A 19257-nucleotide genomic window follows, 5' to 3' on the forward strand; every position below is an offset into this window, starting at 1 on the left:
CACCGTTAATAAATCTATGAGAAGGTGTTGTATGTTGAACCGTATCCGCGTTGTCACAATGCTTATGATGGTGCTGGTCATTTTCGCACTTCTTCAGCTCATCTCCGGCGGGCTTTTTTTCTCGTCATTAAAACAGAACCAGGACAGTTTCGCGGCCTCGAACGATCTCCGCCTGCAGCAGAGTGAACTCACGTCGACGTGGGATCTGATGCTGCAAACGCGTATCAACCTGAGCCGCTCGTCCGCGCGCATGATGATGGATCCGAATAATCAGCAGAGCAGCGCGAAAACTGATCTGTTAAAAAATGCCCGTGCTACTCTCGCTGACGCCGCAAAACATTACGACGCCTTCAAAAAGATCACCCCGCAACCTGCCATGGAGCAGGTGAGCCAGAACATTGACGAAAAATACAACGCCTACAATGCCGGTCTGACGGAACTGATTCAGTTCCTGGAGAGCGGCAACATGGACGCCTATTTCGCACAGCCAACGCAAGGGATGCAAAACGCACTCGGTGCGGCGCTGGGGGAATATGCAAAGGTCAGTAGCGATCTGTATCACTCGGCCTTTACCGAAAGCCAGAATGACTATCGCTTTGCGAAATGGCAGATGGCCGTAATGGCACTGGCGCTGGTTATTGTGCTGGTCGCGGTATGGTATGGCATTCGCCATATCCTGCTTAATCCTCTTGGTCGCGTCATTGGTCATATCCGTGAAATTGCCGGTGGTGACCTGACCAAAACGCTGACCGTAACCGGGCGCAATGAGATCACCGAACTGGCCAACAGCGTCGACCATATGCAGCGTTCATTAATTGAAACCGTCGCCAACGTGCGAAACGGGTCAGAGGCTATCTATACCGGCACCAGCGAAATTGCGCTGGGTAATAACGATCTCTCTTCCCGTACTGAAGAGCAGGCATCCGCCCTGGAAGAGACGGCCGCCAGCATGGAACAACTTACTGCGACCGTGAAGCAGAACGCCGATAACGCCCGTCAGGCCTCTCAACTGGCTGAAAGTGCCTCTGAGACGGCGCAACGTGGTGGTCGCGTGGTGGATGGCGTGGTGAAAACCATGCACGAAATTGCCGACAGCTCGAAGAAAATCGCCGACATCATTAGCGTCATCGATGGCATTGCTTTCCAGACTAACATCCTTGCGCTGAACGCCGCCGTGGAAGCGGCACGTGCGGGCGAGCAGGGGCGTGGGTTTGCCGTGGTCGCGGGTGAAGTGCGTAACCTCGCCAGTCGGAGTGCCAATGCGGCGAAAGAGATCAAAGCGTTGATTGAAGATTCCGTTTCCCGCGTGGATACCGGCTCCGTGCTGGTAGAAAGTGCCGGGGAAACCATGAATGACATCGTGAATGCTGTTACTCGCGTAACGGACATCATGGGTGAAATCGCCTCTGCATCTGACGAGCAGAGTCGTGGTATCGACCAGGTTGCTCTGGCGGTATCGGAAATGGATCGCGTGACACAACAAAACGCCGCGCTGGTGCAGGAGTCCGCTGCGGCGGCCGCTGCCCTGGAAGACCAGGCGAGCCGTCTGAAGATGGCCGTCTCGGCGTTTCGTCTCGCTTCACTCGCTGGAAACACGGTCACCCCGCAAGCCACCTATCGTGTGCCCGCTGCAGAATCAGCGGCAACCCGTACCCGTGCTGCGACGACCGGACAAGATGAAAACTGGGAAACATTTTGACTGACAATTAAACCGCGGCTGCTTGCCGCTTGATGGGAGCGTGGATGTTAAATCGTATTCGTATCTCGACCACACTGTTTTTGATTCTGATCCTTTGCGGTGTGTTGCAGGTTGGCAGTAACGGGTTGTCTTTTTGGGCGTTTCGCGATGGCTATCAGAATTTGCAGGAAGTTGAGGCGAGTAATCAGCAGCGCTCCACACTGGCACAAACGCGTGCCGTGCTGTTGCAGGCAAGCACTGCGCTGAACAAGGCAGGAACCTTAACCGCGCTGAGTTATCCGCCGGATGACATCAAAGCGTTGATGGCGACCGCGCGTGACAGTCTGAAACAGGCAGACGGGCAGTTTAAAGCCTTTACGGCGCAGGAAGCCGTTAGCGAGAAAGAGAAAACGCTAAAGGCTGCCATGAAAAAGAACTTTGAACAGTGGTACAGCGATCTGGACCACCAGGCAACCTGGCTTGAGAACAACCAGCTGTCAGATTTTATGACCGCACCGGTTCAGGCGTCTCAGGCGGCGTTTGATGGCAGCTTTAACGCGTGGCAGCAGGATATTAACCAGTTTGTTAAACGCGCAGGGGAAGACAGTCGAATGAGCTACCACATGTCCGGCGTGATTTTTGCCGTGGTGGTGATTCTGGCGGCGCTGCTGACCGGCGGGGCACTGATCTGGTCGCGCAAAATGATTGTGCAGCCGCTGGCGATTATCAGCAGCCACTTTGACAGTATTGCGAAGGGTAATCTGGCGCGTCCGGTGGCGGTTTATGGCAAGAACGAAATTTCGGCGATCTTTGCCAGCCTGAAGGCGATGCAGGGATCGCTGCGGGAAACGGTATCCGATGTGCGTCAGGGCAGTTATGCCATGCACACCGGGATTTCAGAGATTGCGGCAGGCAATAACGATCTCTCGTCCCGTACCGAGCAGCAGGCGGCCTCGCTGGCGCAGACGGCAGCCAGTATGGAGCAACTGACTGCGACGGTAAGTCAGAACGCCGATAACGCGCGTCAGGCGTCTGACCTGTCGAAACAGGCAGCAATGACGGCGAAAAAGGGTGGGGATCAGGCGTCTCATGTTGCGAGCACCATGCAGGAGATTGCCACCAGTTCGCAGAAAATTGGTGACATCATCAGCGTGATTGACGGTATCGCGTTCCAGACCAACATTCTGGCGCTCAATGCCGCTGTCGAAGCGGCGCGCGCCGGTGAACAGGGTCGTGGTTTTGCGGTAGTGGCGGGTGAAGTGCGTAACCTGGCAAGCCGTAGTGCCAACGCGGCGAAAGAGATTAAGGTGCTGATTGAAGAGTCGGTTTCACGCGTCCAGCAGGGCTCGACGCTGGTCGATACGGCGGCACAAACCATGCACGAGATCGTCACCTCTGTCACGCGGGTGAACGACATCATGGGCGAAATTGCCTCGGCGTCGGACGAACAGCGTCGCGGGATTGAGCAGGTTGCTCAGGCAGTCAGTCAGATGGATCAGGTCACGCAACAGAACGCCTCGTTAGTTGAGGAAGCGGCAGCGGCAACCGATCAGCTGGCCAGCCAGGCGGATCATCTCACCGGACTGGTCGCGGTATTTAATGTGAAAGAGCACGTTGAAGCAGTAACAGAAGTCGGGCGGTCGCAGGCCGTGCCAGTTGTATCCTGAATGTAATTAAGAAGGCGCTATGACATCACCAATGCCCTCCGGGCAAACGTCATTATTGTTGCAGATGACACAGCGCCTCGCGCTGTCCGACGCGCATTTTCGTCGGATATGTCAGTTAATCTACCAGCGTGCGGGGATCGTGCTTGCGGATCATAAGCGAGACATGGTCTACAACCGTCTGGTGCGGCGCTTGCGTACGCTGGGGCTGGATGACTTTGGTCGCTATTTGAGCATGCTCGAAGCGAACCAGAACAGCGCCGAGTGGCAGGCTTTTATTAACTCATTAACCACGAACCTGACGGCGTTTTTCCGTGAAGCGCACCACTTCCCGGTCCTGGCAGAGCACGCGCGTCGCCGCACCGGGGAGTATCGCGTCTGGAGTGCGGCCGCCTCGACGGGGGAAGAGCCGTATTCGTTGGCGATCACCCTTGCCGATACCCTGGGCATGGCGCCCGGACGCTGGAAAGTCTATGCCAGCGATATCGACACCGAGGTACTGGAGAAGGCGCGTAACGGTGTTTATCGCCAGGATGAACTGAAAACGCTGTCGCCGCAGCAGCTACAGCGTTATTTCATGCGTGGAACGGGTCCACATGAAGGCCTGGTACGCGTACGCCAGGAGCTGGCGAACTGCGTCGAATTTGCGCCCGTAAACCTGCTGGATAAGCAGTACAACGTGCCGGGGCCTTTCGACGCCATTTTTTGCCGTAACGTCATGATCTATTTTGATAAAACGACGCAACAGGACATTCTGCGTCGGTTTGTTCCGTTGCTCAAGCCTGACGGTTTACTGTTTGCCGGGCACTCGGAAAACTTCAGCAACCTCGTGCGTGAGTTTAGCCTGCGTGGGCAAACGGTATATGCGCTGAGTAAGGAAAAAGCATGAGTAAAATCAGGGTATTGTCTGTCGATGATTCGGCGCTGATGCGCCAGATCATGACTGAAATCATCAATAGCCACAGCGACATGGAGATGGTAGCAACAGCGCCGGATCCGCTGGTAGCGCGGGATTTAATTAAAAAATATAACCCCGACGTGCTAACGCTGGATGTCGAGATGCCGCGCATGGATGGCATAGATTTCCTGGAAAAATTAATGCGACTGCGCCCGATGCCGGTGGTGATGGTCTCCTCCCTGACGGGAAAAGGATCGGAAATCACGCTGCGCGCGCTGGAGTTAGGGGCGGTGGATTTTGTCACCAAACCGCAGCTCGGCATTCGTGAAGGAATGCTGGCCTACAGCGAGATGATCGCTGAGAAGATCCGTACGGCGTCGCGCGCGAAACTCGCCGCTCACAAACCGATGGCTGCACCGGCAACGTTGAAGGCGGGTCCATTACTCAGCTCGGAAAAACTGCTGGTGATTGGGGCGTCAACCGGGGGAACAGAGGCAATTCGTCATGTACTCCAGCCATTGCCGCTTTCAAGTCCGGGTATTCTGATCACTCAGCATATGCCGCCTGGCTTTACCCGTTCTTTCGCTGAACGTCTGAACAAGCTGTGTCAGATCAGCGTGAAAGAGGCGGAAGACGGCGAACGCGTGCTCCCGGGGCATGCGTATATTGCGCCGGGTGACAAACATATGGAGCTGGCGCGCAGTGGCGCTAACTATCAAATCAAAATTCATGACGGGCCGCCGGTCAACCGGCACCGTCCGTCGGTGGATGTGCTGTTTCATTCGGTGGCGAAACATGCGGGGCGCAACGCCGTTGGGGTGATCCTGACGGGGATGGGCAACGATGGTGCCGCCGGAATGCTTGCAATGCACCAGGCTGGCGCCTGGACGATTGCGCAGAATGAAGCAAGTTGTGTGGTGTTCGGCATGCCGCGCGAGGCCATCAATATGGGTGGCGTGAGCGAAGTGGTCGATCTTAGCCAGGTAAGCCAGCAGATGTTGGCGAAAATCAGTGCCGGACAGGCAATACGTATTTGACTCAGGAGTAGAATTAGATGGCGGATAAAGAGCTTAAGTTTTTGGTTGTGGATGACTTTTCCACCATGCGTCGCATTGTACGCAACCTGCTGAAGGAGCTGGGCTTCAACAACGTTGAAGAAGCAGAAGATGGTGTTGATGCGCTGAACAAACTGCAGGCGGGTGGGTTTGGTTTTGTTATCTCCGACTGGAACATGCCAAACATGGATGGTCTGGAACTGCTGAAAACCATTCGTGCAGATGCGGGCATGGCGTCTCTGCCGGTTCTGATGGTTACTGCAGAAGCGAAAAAAGAGAACATCATTGCCGCTGCACAGGCGGGCGCAAGCGGCTATGTGGTGAAACCATTCACCGCAGCGACCCTGGAAGAGAAGCTCGGTAAGATCTTCGAGAAACTCGGCATGTGAGGTGTTGGTTATGATGCAACCTGCTATGAAACCCGTTGAAGAACACTCGCCGAGCGATATCATCGTTCGCATCGGTAGCCTGACACGCATGCTGCGTGACAGCCTGCGTGAACTGGGGCTGGATCAGGCGATTGCCGAAGCGGCGGAAGCCATTCCTGATGCGCGCGATCGCCTGGACTATGTCGTGCAGATGACTGCTCAGGCGGCTGAACGTGCGCTGAACAGCGTTGAAGCGTCACAACCGCACCAGGACGCAATGGAAAAGGGCGCGAAAGCGCTGACAAAACGCTGGGATGAGTGGTTTGAGAATCCAATCGAGCTGGCGGACGCCCGTGAGCTGGTTACCGATACCCGTCAGTTCCTGGGGGATGTTCCCGGCCATACCAGCTTCACCAACGCACAACTGCTGGACATCATGATGGCGCAGGATTTCCAGGACCTGACCGGTCAGGTTATCAAGCGCATGATGGATGTTATCCAGGAGATTGAACGTCAGTTGCTGATGGTGCTGCTGGAGAACATTCCAGAGCCTGCAGCCCGCCCAAAACGCGAGAACGAAAGCCTGCTCAATGGTCCACAGCTCGACGCCAGCAAAGCGGGCGTGGTAGCAAGCCAGGACCAGGTGGACGATCTGCTCGACAGCCTCGGCTTCTGATTGTCCATTCCGCCTCAGAGGGTTAACACCGTCTGAGGCGGTTTACGACAAAATCACTGAAAAGAGCCCGAATAAACGGGCTTTTCCCGCCATTGGATTTTCGCTGCACTGGCATGATACCCGTGACTTAACAGGTTGGGCATGCACTGTGGCAGAAGAGAACGACGACAAAACGGAAGCCCCCACACCCCACCGACTAGAAAAGGCGCGTGAGGAAGGGCAGATCCCCCGATCCCGAGAACTGACTTCCCTGCTGATCCTTATCGTAGGGGTGTGCATTATCTGGTGGGGTGGGGAGTCGCTCGCCCGTAAGCTGGCGGGAATGCTATCTACTGGCTTACGTTTTGACCACAGCATGGTCAATGACCCGAATCTGATCCTCAGCCAGATTATCCAGCTAATAAAAGGGGCGATGGTTGCACTGCTGCCGCTGATTACAGGGGTTGTGCTGGTCGCGCTGGTTTCTCCCGTGATGCTGGGTGGTCTGGTCTTTAGTGCCAAATCGCTGCAGCCGAAATTTTCCAAACTGAACCCGCTGCCGGGCATTGCGAAAATGTTTTCTGCGCAGACCGGGGCGGAGTTGCTCAAAGCCATTCTCAAATCGGTACTGATGGGGAGTTCAGCGGGGTTTTACCTCTGGTACCACTGGCCGGAAATGATGCGTCTTATCAGCGAATCCCCCCTCACCGCAATGAGCAATGCGCTGAACCTGGTCGGGCTTTGCGCGCTGCTGGTGGTGCTCAGCATTATTCCGATGGTGGGTTTTGACGTGATTTTCCAGCTTTATACCCACTTCAAGAAACTGCGCATGTCACGCCAGGATATCCGTGACGAATACAAACAGATGGAAGGTGACCCGCACGTCAAAGGGCGTATCCGCCAGATGCAGCGCGCCGCTGCCCGTCGACGCATGATGGAAGACGTGCCTAAAGCTGATGTGATCGTCACCAACCCGACACACTATTCCGTTGCGCTGCGCTATGACGAAAACAAAATGAGCGCGCCGAAAGTGGTGGCGAAAGGGGCGGGTCTGATAGCACTTCGCATCCGTGAGGTAGGTACTGAACACCGCGTACCTATCCTGGAAGCCCCTCCGCTGGCGCGTGCCTTATACCGCCATGCGGAAATTGGACAACAGATCCCCGGACAACTCTACGCCGCCGTGGCGGAAGTGTTGGCCTGGGTATGGCAGTTGAAGCGCTGGCGTCTGGCTGGCGGACAACGACCTGCAAAACCTGAGAACCTTCCGGTGCCTGAAGCGCTGGATTTTTTGAACGAGAAGGACACTGATGGCTAATCTGGTGGCAATGTTGCGCCTGCCCGGCAACCTGAAATCGACCCAATGGCAGATCCTTGCCGGGCCGATTCTCATCCTGCTAATTCTGTCGATGATGGTACTGCCGCTCCCGGCATTCATCCTCGATTTGCTTTTCACATTCAACATTGCGTTGTCCATCATGGTGCTGCTGGTGGCGATGTTCACCCAGCGTACCCTTGAGTTCGCGGCGTTCCCGACCATTCTGCTGTTTACCACCTTGCTGCGACTGGCGCTGAACGTGGCCTCCACGCGTATCATTCTGATGGAAGGTCATACGGGGGCGGCTGCGGCGGGTAAAGTCGTTGAGGCCTTCGGCCACTTCCTGGTCGGCGGTAATTTCGCCATCGGTATCGTGGTGTTTGTGATCCTCGTAATCATCAACTTTATGGTTATCACCAAGGGTGCAGGGCGTATCGCCGAAGTGGGCGCGCGTTTTGTGCTGGACGGGATGCCAGGTAAGCAGATGGCGATTGATGCCGACCTGAACGCCGGTCTTATCGCGGAAGATGAAGCGAAAAAACGCCGTGCGGAAGTGACGCAGGAAGCGGACTTCTACGGCTCCATGGACGGTGCGAGTAAGTTTGTGCGCGGTGATGCCATCGCGGGCATTCTGATCATGGTGATTAACGTGGTCGGCGGCCTGCTGGTCGGTGTTCTGCAACATGGTATGGACATGGGCCACGCGGCGGAAAGCTATACACTGCTGACCATTGGTGACGGCCTGGTCGCACAGATCCCGGCGCTGGTTATCTCCACAGCGGCGGGCGTGATTGTGACCCGCGTGAGTACCGATCAGGACGTTGGCGAGCAGATGGTTGGCCAGCTCTTCAGTAACCCGCGCGTTATGCTGTTGGCCGCTGCGGTACTGGGGTTGCTCGGTCTGGTGCCGGGTATGCCAAACCTCGTTTTCCTGCTGTTCACTGCGGCACTGCTGGGCCTTGCCTGGTGGATGCGTGGTCGTGAAACCAAACCGGCAGCGGAACCGGTTCCGGTCAAAATGCCGGAGAACACCCAGGCTGTCGAAGCGACCTGGAACGACGTTCAGCTCGAAGATTCGCTGGGTATGGAAGTTGGGTATCGACTGATCCCGATGGTCGATTTCCAGCAGGATGGCGAACTGCTTGGCCGCATCCGCAGTATCCGTAAAAAATTCGCCCAGGATATGGGTTTCCTGCCGCCGGTTGTTCACATCCGGGATAACATGGATCTCCCACCCGCGCGCTATCGTATTCTGATGAAAGGTGTGGAAATTGGCAGTGGTGATGCCTATCCAGGCCGTTGGCTGGCGATTAACCCAGGTACTGCCGCAGGCACATTGCCAGGCGAGCAAACCATCGATCCAGCCTTTGGTCTGGCCGCGATCTGGATTGAAAGCGCGCTGAAAGAGCAGGCGCAAATTCAGGGGTATACGGTAGTCGAAGCCAGTACCGTGGTGGCAACCCATCTTAATCACCTGATTGGCCAATTCTCGGCAGAGCTGTTTGGCCGACAGGAAGCGCAGCAGCTCCTCGATCGCGTCACGCAGGAGATGCCGAAGCTGACGGAAGATCTGGTGCCGGGCGTGCTGACGTTAACTACCCTGCACAAAGTGTTGCAAAACCTGCTCGACGAGAAAGTACCGATCCGCGATATGCGTACCATTCTGGAAACCCTTGCCGAGCATGCGCCGTTACAAAATGATCCGCATGAGCTGACGGCGGTGGTGCGTGTGGCGCTGGGGCGTGCGATTACCCAGCAATGGTTCCCTGGAACCGGAGAAGTGCAGGTTATTGGTCTCGATACGCCGCTTGAACGTCTGTTGCTGCAGGCCTTGCAGGGTGGTGGCGGGCTGGAACCGGGTCTGGCGGACCGCCTGCTGGCGCAAACGCAGGAGGCGCTGGCGCGTCAGGAGATGCTGGGGGCACCGCCGGTGCTGCTGGTTAACCATGCGCTGCGTCCGCTGCTGTCGCGCTTCCTGCGTCGTAGCCTGAACCAACTGGTCGTGCTGTCAAATATGGAGCTGTCGGATAACCGTCATATCCGCATGACCGCGACGATTGGAGGAAAATAATGCGTAAGTGGTTATGGATCTTCTTCTTCCCGCTGGTGGCGCAGGCTGCCGGGGAAGGGACCTGGCAGGCGAGCAGCATGGGCGTGACCCTCAGCAATCGTGGGGTTGCCATGTCATCAAACCCGTTGTCGCCCTCTGAGCCGGTTTCCGGCCAGATGGGGCTTGTGGTGTGGAACTACAGGCTGATTGGCCCAACGCCAGCAGGGTTGCGGGTACGTCTCTGCTCTCAGACTCGCTGCACGGAAATTGACGGAGAGAACGGCACCACACAGGCATTTAATGGCGTGTCGGCCATCGAACCTTTGCGTTTTATCTGGGAGGTGCCGGGTGGAGGGCGTTTGATACCGGCGCTGAAAGTTCAGAGTAACGCTGTCATCGTTAACTATCGTTAACGGTGTGAAAAAAGAAACCCGGCGCTTGCCGGGTTTTTTGTATTACATGCGTTCTACGGTTTCGATACCCAGGGTATCCAGACCCAGCTTCAGGGTCTTCGCCGTGAGCTGCGCCAGCTTCAGGCGGCTGTTACGTACCGCGTCGCTTTCCGCAGACAGGATAGGGCAGTGCTCGTAGAAGCCGGAGAACAGGCCTGCCAGATCGTACAGGTAAGCACACATCACGTGCGGTGTTCCGTCTCGCGCCACAACCGTCAGTGTCTCTTCAAACTGCAGCAGACGCGCTGCCAGCTGCGCTTCGCGATCTTCAGTGATGGTCACGGCAGCATTCGCCAGTATGCTTTCGTCGATATTGGCTTTACGGAATACAGAGAGCACACGGGTGTAGGCATACTGCATGTACGGCGCCGTGTTGCCTTCAAACGCCAGCATGTTATCCCAGTCGAAGATATAGTCGGTGGTACGGTTTTTGGAGAGATCCGCGTATTTAACCGCACCGATACCCACGGCATTCGCCAGTTTTTCCAGTTCATCAGCAGGCATATCCGGGTTCTTCTCCGCCACCAGGCGACGGGCGCGTTCCAGCGCTTCGTCCAGCAGATCGGAGAGCTTAACGGTACCGCCCGCACGGGTCTTGAACGGTTTGCCGTCTTTACCGAGCATCATGCCGAACATATGGTGTTCCAGTGGAACGCAATCTGGCACGTAACCGGCTTTACGCACGATGGTCCACGCCTGCATCAGGTGCTGGTGCTGACGAGAGTCGATGTAGTACAACACGCGGTCGGCATGCAGTGTTTCGTAACGGTATTTCGCACAGGCGATGTCAGTGGTGGTGTAGAGATAGCCGCCATCCTTTTTCTGGATGATCACGCCCATCGGTTCACCTTCCTTGTTCTTGTACTCATCAAGGAACACGACCGTTGCGCCTTCGCTCTCAACTGCCAGATTTTTGGCCTTCAGGTCAGCCACAATGCCCGGCAGCATTGGGTTATAGAGACTTTCACCCATCACATCGTCACGGGTGAGGGTGACGTTCAGACGGTTATAGGTGAGTTGGTTCTGAGACATCGTAATGTCAACCAGCTTGCGCCACATCTCAAGGAAGTATTGATCGCCGCCCTGCAGTTTAACCACGTAGCTGCGTGCGCGCTCGGCAAAAGCTTCGTCTTCGTCGTAGTGTTTTTTGGCTTCGCGGTAGAACCCTTCGAGATCGGCCAGCGCCATTTCACCCGCGTTTTCCTGCTGCTGTTTTTCCAGGTAAGCAATCAGCATACCGAACTGGGTACCCCAGTCGCCCACGTGGTTCGCGCGGATCACCTTGTGACCGAGGAATTCGAGGGTACGCACGGCAGCATCACCAATGATGGTGGAGCGCAGGTGACCCACGTGCATCTCTTTCGCCACGTTCGGGGCAGAGTAGTCGATCACAACGGTCTGCGCTTCCGGCTGGGAGACACCCAGACGGTCAGATTTCAGCGCCGCGTCAACATGGCTTGCCAGGAAAGCTGGTTCCAGGAAGATATTGATAAAGCCCGGACCCGCGATTTCGGTTTTACTGGCAATACCGGTGAGATCCAGATGTGTCAGTACCTGCTCAGCGAGTTGTCGCGGCGGCATGCCCAGTTTTTTAGCCACTGCCATCACGCCATTAGCCTGATAGTCGCCAAACTGTACTTTTGCTGACTGACGAACCTGCGGTTCGCAATCCGCAGGCGCACCTGCGGCAATCAGTGCCTGACTGACTTTTTCGGAGAGAAGAGCCTGAATATTCACCTGGATACCTTACTTTTTTGATGCGGGCTCACAACCACCCGCGCCAGTTATAGAATTTAGGGCGGGAGTATACTGCAAATGCCTTCTGGCGTCAGCATTGCGCGGGCCGAAGATTGTGCAGAATCCAGGCTAAGAAGGCGTGCATAATCATGCAGTCATAAAAAGCCTGATTCTGCGGTTGGTCAAAACAGGGCAACAGAGTAAATTAGCGGCTTTGCGACACGAAAAGAGACTGACTTATGGCGAACTGGCAATCCATTGACGAACTGCATGATATTTCCGCAGATTTACCGCGCTTTACCCAGGCGTTCACAGAACTTGCCACCCGCCTTGGTCTGGATATTGCACCGCTTGAAGCGGATCACATCTCTTTGCGCTGTCATCAAAATGCGACCGCCGAGCGCTGGCGTCGAGGTTTTGAACAGTGCGGTGAGCTGCTTTCTGAGAACATTATTAACGGTCGCCCAATATGCCTGTTTAAACTGTATGAACCCGTGAAGGTAGCGCACTGGCAATTCACTGTGGTTGAACTGCCGTGGCCGGGGGAAAAACGTTATCCGCACGAAGGCTGGGAGCATATCGAAATTGTTCTGCCGGGTGAGCCAGAAACACTGAACGCGCGCGCACTGGCCTTGTTATCTGATGAAGGCTTAAGCAAGCCGGGGATTTTTGTCAAAACGAGTTCACCCAAAGGCGAACGCGAGCGTTTACCTAACCCGACGCTGGCCGTCACGGACGGACAGGTCACCGTGAAGTTTCACCCGTGGACCATTGAGCAAATTGTTGCCAGTGAAGCATGAGAGTTGTGAGTTAACGCCGGGACTAAAAATTAGCGGCGTGTCATGATGATTCGTTTAGTGGGATTTCAGGAGGATTAAATGGCGCTGCTGGAGATTTGTTGTTACAGCGTGGAGTGTGCCGTGACTGCGCAAAAACACGGTGCTGACCGCATCGAACTGTGTGCGGCACCCAAAGAGGGCGGGTTGACGCCATCCTACGGCATGTTGAAGTCTGCCCGTCAGGCCGTCACCATTCCCGTTCACCCGATTATTCGTCCTCGTGGCGGCGATTTTTGTTACACGCAGGGCGAGTTCAGTGCCATGCTTGAAGATATCACTCTGGTTCGCGAACTGGGATTCCCCGGGCTGGTTATCGGGTTGCTTGATGAAGACGGTCAGGTCGATATGCCACGTATGCGCCAGGTCATGGATGCCGCGAAAGGGATGGCAGTGACTTTTCATCGTGCATTTGATATGTGCAAAGACCCCCTGCAAGCATTTGATACGCTTGCAGAACTGGGTGTGGCGCGTATTCTGACATCGGGGCAGCAGTCCTCTGCGGAAAAAGGTCTGCAATTAATTACGGAACTAAAAGCCCATTCTGGTGTTCCAATAATAATGGCGGGTGCGGGTGTCCGTGCCAGCAATCTGGAACGGTTTTTAAACGCCGGGGTAGAGGAGCTTCACAGCTCGGCAGGTAAGTGGATGCCGTCTCCCATGCGTTATCGCAATACAGGGTTGTCAATGTCGACAGATGCTGAAGCGGATGAGTATTCACGCTACGGTGTAGAGGGAGAGTCGGTTGCGGAAATGAAGTCGCTGATTGAGCGTCATCACGTGTAGCAACGTACCGATTTTTACCGCGCATCATGTCGCCCAATATGATGCTTGCTTGTACCAGGCCCCTGCAATTTCAACAGGGGCCTTTTTTTATCCTTCATATTTCAAGCCGCAGCTTCGTTGGCCACCACCGGCTAAAAGGCTACGGCTTCGTGGCAATCAACACTGCACGCATCGGCGCAGGATAGCCTTCAACGGTTTTGCTGTGATCGGCCGGGTCGAGGAATTGCTCCAGAGATTCGGTAATCATCCAGTCGGTGCGGCGCTGTTCTTCGATAGACGTCACGCAGACATCTGCAATGCGTACATCCACAAACCCGCACTTCTCAAGCCAGTTTTTCAGTGCCAGTGCGGAAGGGATGAAGTAGACATTACGCATTTGCGCGTAACGGTCACCCGGCACCAGAACCGCATTCTCATCGCCTTCGATAACCAGCGTTTCCAGCACCAGTTCGCCACCGCTGACCAGCTGGTCTTTAAGCTGCCATAGATGCTCCAGCGGGGAACGGCGGTGGTACAGCACGCCCATGGAAAACACGGTATCAAAGGCTTTCAGGGCTGGCAGTTGCTCAATGCCCAACGGCAGCAGGTGTGCACGCTGGTCGTTACCCAGCAATTTACGCACTGCTTCAAACTGGCACAGGAACAGCTGCATCGGGTCAATACCCACTGCCAGATGTGCCCCTGCGCCAATCATGCGCCACATGTGGTAACCGCTGCCGCAGCCCACATCCAGAATGGTACGTCCGGTCAGATCGGACAGATGCGGCAGAACGCGATCCCATTTCCAGTCTGAGCGCCATTCGGTATTGATGTTCACACCGTAAAGTGAAAACGGTCCTTTGCGCCATGGCATCAGGTTTCGCATCAACGTTTCGATGCGGTTAGTCTGCCCGGCAGAAAGAGGCTCTTCGCTTTCTGCCGTCACGCTATGCAGCAGATCCAGACGGTGAGGTGTCAGTTCAGGCAGAAACTCCACTGCATTTGACCACTGCTTTAACAGGCCGTGCTGTTGATCGCGCTGCCAGGTGGCAATCTGCGCCGGCAGGGTTTCCAGCCAGTGGGAAAGGTGGTTTTTCGCAATCAACTGATAGAAGTTGCCGAACTCGATCATGCCGGAACCCCCGCTTTCAGTGCCACCAGGGAGCCAAAGTTGAAACACTGGAACCACAGTTCGCTATGCTCAAATCCTGCCTGACGCAGACGCGCTTTATGGGTCTCCACGGAGTCCGTGAGCATCACGTTTTCGAGCATGCTACGCTTCTGACTGATCTCCAGCTCGCTGTAACCGTTCGCACGTTTGAAATCGTGGTGCATATTGAACAGCAGTTCGCCAACCTCGGCGTCTTCAAAGCTGAATTTTTCAGAAAGGACCAGCGCGCCGCCAGGGTTCAGACCCTGATAAATTTTGTCCAGCAGTCGCTGACGGTCTTCAGGCACCAGGAACTGCAGGGTAAAATTCAGTACCACCATCGACGCGTTATTGATCTCAATCTCACGGATATCACCCTCCACGACGTCCACCGGAGTAGGGGCTTTGTAAGCATCAATATGGCGACGGCAGCGTTCAACCATGGCCGGGGAATTATCCACGGCAATGATCCGGCAGCCTTCGTGGTGAACGTTACGACGTACCGACAGCGTTGCCGCGCCAAGCGAACAGCCCAGGTCATAGACCTTCGTGCCGGGTTGAACGAAGCGCTCAGCCAGCATGCCGATCATAGAGACAATATTGGAATAACCGGGAACAGAGCGCTGGATCATATCCGGGAAGACTTCGGCTACCCGTTCATCAAAGGTCCAGTCGCCCAGGCTGGCGATAGGCGCGGAAAAAAGCGTGTCGCGATCTGACATAACGTAAAAAATCCGGGAAAAATAAAGTGGCGTATTGTGCGCTAATGGAAGGAGAAAACCAACTCCCACGGCATATACCAAAGGTTAGCCAGCACCATCAGCAAAAGTGAACACCACGTCGCACTCATGCCGGAACGACGCCAGCGAAACAGGCGGTGGTGAAAACCGTAATAATGCATTAGTCGGCCGGCAAGCAGAAGCAGGCCACAGATGTGCACCATCCAGGTTTCTGCGCCATTCATCTCCATAAACAGCAGCAAAATTAACGCCACCGGGATGTATTCGACCGCATTGCCGTGAACGCGGATAGCGCTTTGTAGCTCGGAAAATCCGCCGTCACCGTAAGAGACGCGGTACTGCATTCTGAGGCGCACAACATCAAATGAAAACTTAATCAGTAGCAATGCACCTAATACCGCATACAGCGCGCTGACCATACAAACTCCCTGTTTTTTGGCAGATGGCACTTTACTATGATAGGGGGTGATATCAGAAAAGAGAAGATTGTTGTGGGATGACGGGGGCGCTGCCTACGGACGGTACCGCAGCCTGCAAGGCCTGCCAGAGAGCATCGACCAGTTCAGGTGCCTGCGCGATATCCGGGGTGTGCAGGAAGAGATATGGCATGGTGGTCTGTTCCCACGTCGCTAATTTTTGCAGCCAGACGGCGAACATCTCCTGATTTTGCTGCATGTTATCGCTGCCGATAAACCTGACCATAGGGTGATGAGCCGTCACGATGGCATGAACAGGTACTTTGGGCTTTTTGCGCTGCGCATCAATGATGGCTTCGCTATGTGGAATGGCGCTATGTACCGGACGGCTGTCGAGGATCACACGGTTGACTGAGCGCTCAAGCAGACCGCGATTGAGCGCTTTCTCTTCTTCACCTTTGGCAAAAAATGCAGGATGCCTGACTTCTACGCCATAGGTAAATTCCCGGGGAAGTGTATCCAGAAACTGCCAGAGCGCGGGCAGATCGCGTGGGCCAAAGACGGCGGGAAGCTGCAGCCAGTACTGACCTATGCGGTTTGCCAGCGGCGACATTCTGTTCAGGAACTCGGCGGTCAAATCATCGCAGTGACGCAGGGCCGCGTTATGGGAGATGGTTGCCGGAAACTTAAAGCAGAAGCGGAAGTCATCGGTTGTTTGTTCGCGCCAGCGTTCAACAATCTCTGCTTTAGGTAGTGCATACAGCGTGGTGTTACCCTCGACGCAATTGAAGTGTCGGGCATACTCCTCAAGGCTGGTGATGCCAAGGCGCACCCATTTCGGGTGCGACCATTGGGGCAGGCCCACATACATCATAACGCGTTTAAAATCTCGTCAGTGCTGCGCACACGACTGATGCGCGGGAAGATGTGAGTCATACTGCCCTGGTGCTGTTCCGCGGAGGCCGCGCTGCAGGCATCTTCGGCAATCACAAGGTTAAAGCCCAGTTCCCACGCGTTGCGGGCGGTAGATTCCACGCCGATGTTGGTGGAAATGCCACAAAGAATGATGGTGTCGATTCCACGACGGCGCAGCTGCAGCTCCAGATCGGTACCGTAAAATGCACCCCACTGGCGTTTAGTCACTTCGATATCACTGTCACGCTTGCCGAGTGAGACCGGATACGTCCACCAGTTTTCCGGTAGAGAATGCGCCGCAATCTGCGCATCGACGGGCTGTTTTAAGGCTTCGGCAAAATCGGCGGACCAGCCGACGCGCACCATGACAACAGGCGCTCCGCTTGTGCGGCATTTTTCCGCCAGGCGAGCGGCGCGGCTGACCACATCATTTGCGGTGTGCGGGCCTCCGGCAAAAGGCAGGATGCCTTCCTGTAAATCAATGACGACAAGCGCGGTTTTGCTGGTATCGAGTGTTAACATAGTCACTCCAGTTAAATTAATCACTTCCGCTACACCATACGACGTGATGGCCTGTTACCGGTCGGATAATTTTGTTAATTTTTGTGAGAATGCGCAATAAGAGTGCAGCAAACGACCGTCAGGCCGTGGTTCGCTCTTATCGTCCGGCGGAATTTCCAGTATAATAGCCGCCTTTTTTCATCCAGTTGTGACATACAGAAAGCTGCGACATAGTAGCCTGCATACCAGGCGACATTTAGCCTGCGGCTAATTAAGGGATATCTCATGCGTACAGAATATTGCGGGCAGCTGCGTCAGTCCCACGTTGGACAGCAGGTAACCCTGTGTGGTTGGGTCAACCGCCGTCGTGATCTTGGTAGCCTTATCTTCATTGATATGCGTGACCGCGAAGGTATCGTTCAGGTGTTCTTCGATCCGGATCGCGCAGATGCGTTGAAACTGGCTTCTGAGCTGCGTAATGAGTTCTGCATTCAGGTCACCGGCACCGTTCGTGCGCGTGACGAGAAAAACGTCAACGCAGACATGGCGACCGGCGCAATTGAAGTGCTGGCGTCCGATCTGGTGATTATCAACCGTGCTGAAGCGCTGCCGCTGGACTCTAACCACGTCAACACTGAAGAAGCACGTCTGAAGTACCGCTACCTGGATCTGCGTCGCCCGGAAATGGCTCAGCGCCTGAAAACCCGCGCGAAAATCACCAGTCTGGTGCGTCGCTTTATGGATGACCACGGTTTCCTGGATATCGAAACCCCGATGCTGACCAAAGCCACGCCGGAAGGCGCGCGCGATTACCTGGTCCCATCCCGCGTGCATAAAGGTAAATTCTACGCGCTGCCACAGTCTCCACAGCTGTTCAAACAGTTGCTGATGATGTCTGGTTTCGATCGCTACTATCAGATCGTAAAATGCTTCCGTGACGAAGACTTGCGTGCTGATCGCCAGCCAGAATTTACCCAGATTGATGTGGAAACCTCCTTCATGACCGCCGAGCAGGTGCGTGAAGTGATGGAAGCTCTGGTGCGTAGCCTGTGGAACGACGTGAAAGGCGTTGAACTGGGCGATTTCCCAATCATGACCTTCGCTGAAGCTGAGCGTCGCTACGGTTCTGACAAACCTGACCTGCGTAACCCGATGGAGCTGGTGGACGTTGCTGATCTGGTTAAATCCGTTGAGTTTGCGGTATTTGCTGGCCCGGCTAACGATGCTAAAGGCCGCGTAGCTGCGCTGCGTGTACCAGGCGGTGCGGCACTGAGCCGTAAGCAGATTGATGACTACGGTAACTTCATCAAGATCTACGGTGCGAAAGGTCTGGCCTATATTAAAGTCACCGAGCGTGCAAAAGGTCTGGAAGGTATTACCAGCCCGGTCGCGAAATTCCTGAACGCGGACATCGTGGAAGCGATCCTTGAGCGCACTGGCGCGCAGGACGGCGATATGATCTTCTTCGGCGCGGACAACAAGAAAGTGGTTGCCGATGCGATGGGCGCACTGCGTCTGAAACTCGGTAAAGACCTGAACCTGACCGACGAGAACAAATGGGCACCGCTGTGGGTTATCGACTTCCCAATGTTTGAAGACGACGGTGAAGGCGGCCTGACTGCAATGCACCACCCGTTCACCTCGCCGAAAGACATGACGGCCGCAGAGTTGAAAGCTGCACCGGAAGACGCGGTGGCGAACGCCTACGATATGGTCATCAACGGCTACGAAGTGGGCGGTGGTTCTGTGCGTATTCACAGCGGTGACATGCAGCAGACCGTGTTCGGCATTCTGGGCATCAATGAGCAGGAGCAGCGCGAGAAATTCGGCTTCCTGCTGGACGCCCTGAAATACGGTACACCTCCGCACGCGGGTCTGGCTTTCGGTCTTGACCGTCTGACCATGCTGCTGACCGGTACTGATAACATTCGTGATGTTATTGCCTTCCCGAAAACCACTGCCGCGGCGTGTCTGATGACCGAAGCACCAAGTTTTGCTAACCCGGCCTCTCTGGCCGAGCTGGGCATTGAAGTGGTGAAGAAGGAAGAGAAAAACTGAT

18 protein-coding genes are annotated in these 19257 nt (G+C 55.3%); 12 read left to right on the plus strand and 6 right to left on the minus strand.

The genetic code is table 11. From position 1 onward, the window contains the following. Positions 1-31: 31 nt before the first annotated feature. The 9 genes from tar (at position 32) to flhE (ending at position 10099) form a co-directional block, all read left to right on the plus strand. A complete protein-coding gene (gene tar / locus WB237_RS03250; protein ID WP_129323365.1) occupies positions 32-1699 on the plus strand; it encodes a methyl-accepting chemotaxis protein II in 1668 nt (555 codons plus the stop codon). A gap of 44 nt (positions 1700-1743) precedes the next feature. Further along, positions 1744-3345: a methyl-accepting chemotaxis protein IV gene (gene tap, locus WB237_RS03255; RefSeq protein WP_336210250.1), complete on the plus strand. Its 1602-nt coding sequence runs from the start codon at positions 1744-1746 to the stop codon at positions 3343-3345. A 19-nt stretch (positions 3346-3364) separates the two neighbouring features. Further along, the gene (cheR, locus tag WB237_RS03260) at positions 3365-4231 is read left to right on the plus strand and encodes a protein-glutamate O-methyltransferase CheR (protein ID WP_028018614.1); all 867 of its coding nucleotides are present in this window, start codon (positions 3365-3367) and stop codon (positions 4229-4231) included. Next, complete coding sequence (locus WB237_RS03265; protein ID WP_014884341.1) at positions 4228-5277, plus strand: protein-glutamate methylesterase/protein-glutamine glutaminase; 1050 nt, start codon at positions 4228-4230, stop codon at positions 5275-5277. The genes cheR and WB237_RS03265 overlap by 4 nt, the downstream gene beginning before the upstream one ends. Positions 5278-5294: 17 nt before the next feature. Continuing rightward, positions 5295-5684, plus strand: a complete 390-nt coding sequence (gene cheY / locus WB237_RS03270; protein ID WP_000763862.1) for a chemotaxis response regulator CheY — start codon at positions 5295-5297, stop codon at positions 5682-5684. A gap of 10 nt (positions 5685-5694) precedes the next feature. Then, positions 5695-6339, plus strand: coding sequence for a protein phosphatase CheZ (gene cheZ / locus WB237_RS03275; protein ID WP_008500432.1), 645 nt, complete (start codon positions 5695-5697; stop codon positions 6337-6339). 148 nt (positions 6340-6487) lie between these two features. Further along, positions 6488-7636 carry a flagellar biosynthesis protein FlhB gene (flhB, locus tag WB237_RS03280; protein WP_336210256.1) on the plus strand — a complete coding sequence of 383 codons (1149 nt, stop codon included), beginning with the start codon at positions 6488-6490 and terminating at the stop codon, positions 7634-7636. Then, the gene (gene flhA / locus WB237_RS03285) at positions 7629-9707 is read left to right on the plus strand and encodes a flagellar biosynthesis protein FlhA (RefSeq protein WP_336210260.1); all 2079 of its coding nucleotides are present in this window, start codon (positions 7629-7631) and stop codon (positions 9705-9707) included. The genes flhB and flhA overlap by 8 nt, the downstream gene beginning before the upstream one ends. Beyond that, positions 9707-10099, plus strand: coding sequence for a flagellar protein FlhE (gene flhE / locus WB237_RS03290; protein ID WP_336210263.1), 393 nt, complete (start codon positions 9707-9709; stop codon positions 10097-10099). Before flhA ends, flhE begins: the two co-directional genes overlap by 1 nt. A 42-nt stretch (positions 10100-10141) precedes the next feature. Here the strand turns inward: flhE and argS are convergent, their stop codons facing one another. After that, a complete protein-coding gene (gene argS, locus WB237_RS03295) occupies positions 10142-11875 on the minus strand; it encodes an arginine--tRNA ligase (RefSeq protein ID WP_336210267.1) in 1734 nt (577 codons plus the stop codon). A gap of 239 nt (positions 11876-12114) precedes the next feature. Here argS and WB237_RS03300 point away from each other — a divergent pair, with 239 nt between their 5' ends. Both WB237_RS03300 and cutC read left to right on the plus strand, forming a co-directional pair. After that, the gene (locus tag WB237_RS03300) at positions 12115-12675 is read left to right on the plus strand and encodes a VOC family protein (protein ID WP_336210270.1); all 561 of its coding nucleotides are present in this window, start codon (positions 12115-12117) and stop codon (positions 12673-12675) included. A gap of 78 nt (positions 12676-12753) precedes the next feature. Then, a complete protein-coding gene (cutC, locus tag WB237_RS03305; RefSeq protein WP_336210273.1) occupies positions 12754-13497 on the plus strand; it encodes a copper homeostasis protein CutC in 744 nt (247 codons plus the stop codon). Between the two features lie 139 nt (positions 13498-13636). Here the strand turns inward: cutC and cmoB are convergent, their stop codons facing one another. Genes cmoB through WB237_RS03330 form a run of 5 tightly spaced genes read right to left on the minus strand, consistent with a single transcriptional unit; the run spans position 13637 to position 17219 of the window. Continuing rightward, positions 13637-14608 (minus strand): tRNA 5-methoxyuridine(34)/uridine 5-oxyacetic acid(34) synthase CmoB, encoded by a 972-nt coding sequence (cmoB, locus tag WB237_RS03310; RefSeq protein WP_114980169.1) that lies wholly within the window; start codon positions 14606-14608, stop codon positions 13637-13639. Further along, entirely contained in the window at positions 14605-15348 is a 744-nt protein-coding gene (cmoA, locus tag WB237_RS03315; RefSeq protein ID WP_049006641.1) for a carboxy-S-adenosyl-L-methionine synthase CmoA, read from the minus strand. Before cmoA ends, cmoB begins: the two co-directional genes overlap by 4 nt. Before the next feature lie 41 nt (positions 15349-15389). Beyond that, on the minus strand, positions 15390-15785 hold the full coding sequence (locus WB237_RS03320) for an MAPEG family protein (protein ID WP_028018624.1): 396 nt from the start codon (positions 15783-15785) through the stop codon (positions 15390-15392). A gap of 52 nt (positions 15786-15837) precedes the next feature. Then, positions 15838-16656 carry a DUF72 domain-containing protein gene (locus tag WB237_RS03325; protein WP_336210281.1) on the minus strand — a complete coding sequence of 273 codons (819 nt, stop codon included), beginning with the start codon at positions 16654-16656 and terminating at the stop codon, positions 15838-15840. After that, positions 16653-17219: a hydrolase gene (locus WB237_RS03330; protein WP_049008480.1), complete on the minus strand. Its 567-nt coding sequence runs from the start codon at positions 17217-17219 to the stop codon at positions 16653-16655. The genes WB237_RS03325 and WB237_RS03330 overlap by 4 nt, the downstream gene beginning before the upstream one ends. Before the next feature lie 264 nt (positions 17220-17483). On the opposite strand from WB237_RS03330, the gene aspS reads away from it, so the two are divergent. Further along, on the plus strand, positions 17484-19256 hold the full coding sequence (gene aspS, locus WB237_RS03335; protein WP_028018627.1) for an aspartate--tRNA ligase: 1773 nt from the start codon (positions 17484-17486) through the stop codon (positions 19254-19256). Position 19257: the final 1 nt, after the last annotated feature.

Source organism: Enterobacter sp. P82, from assembly GCF_037053385.1.
GTDB lineage: Bacteria > Pseudomonadota > Gammaproteobacteria > Enterobacterales > Enterobacteriaceae > Enterobacter.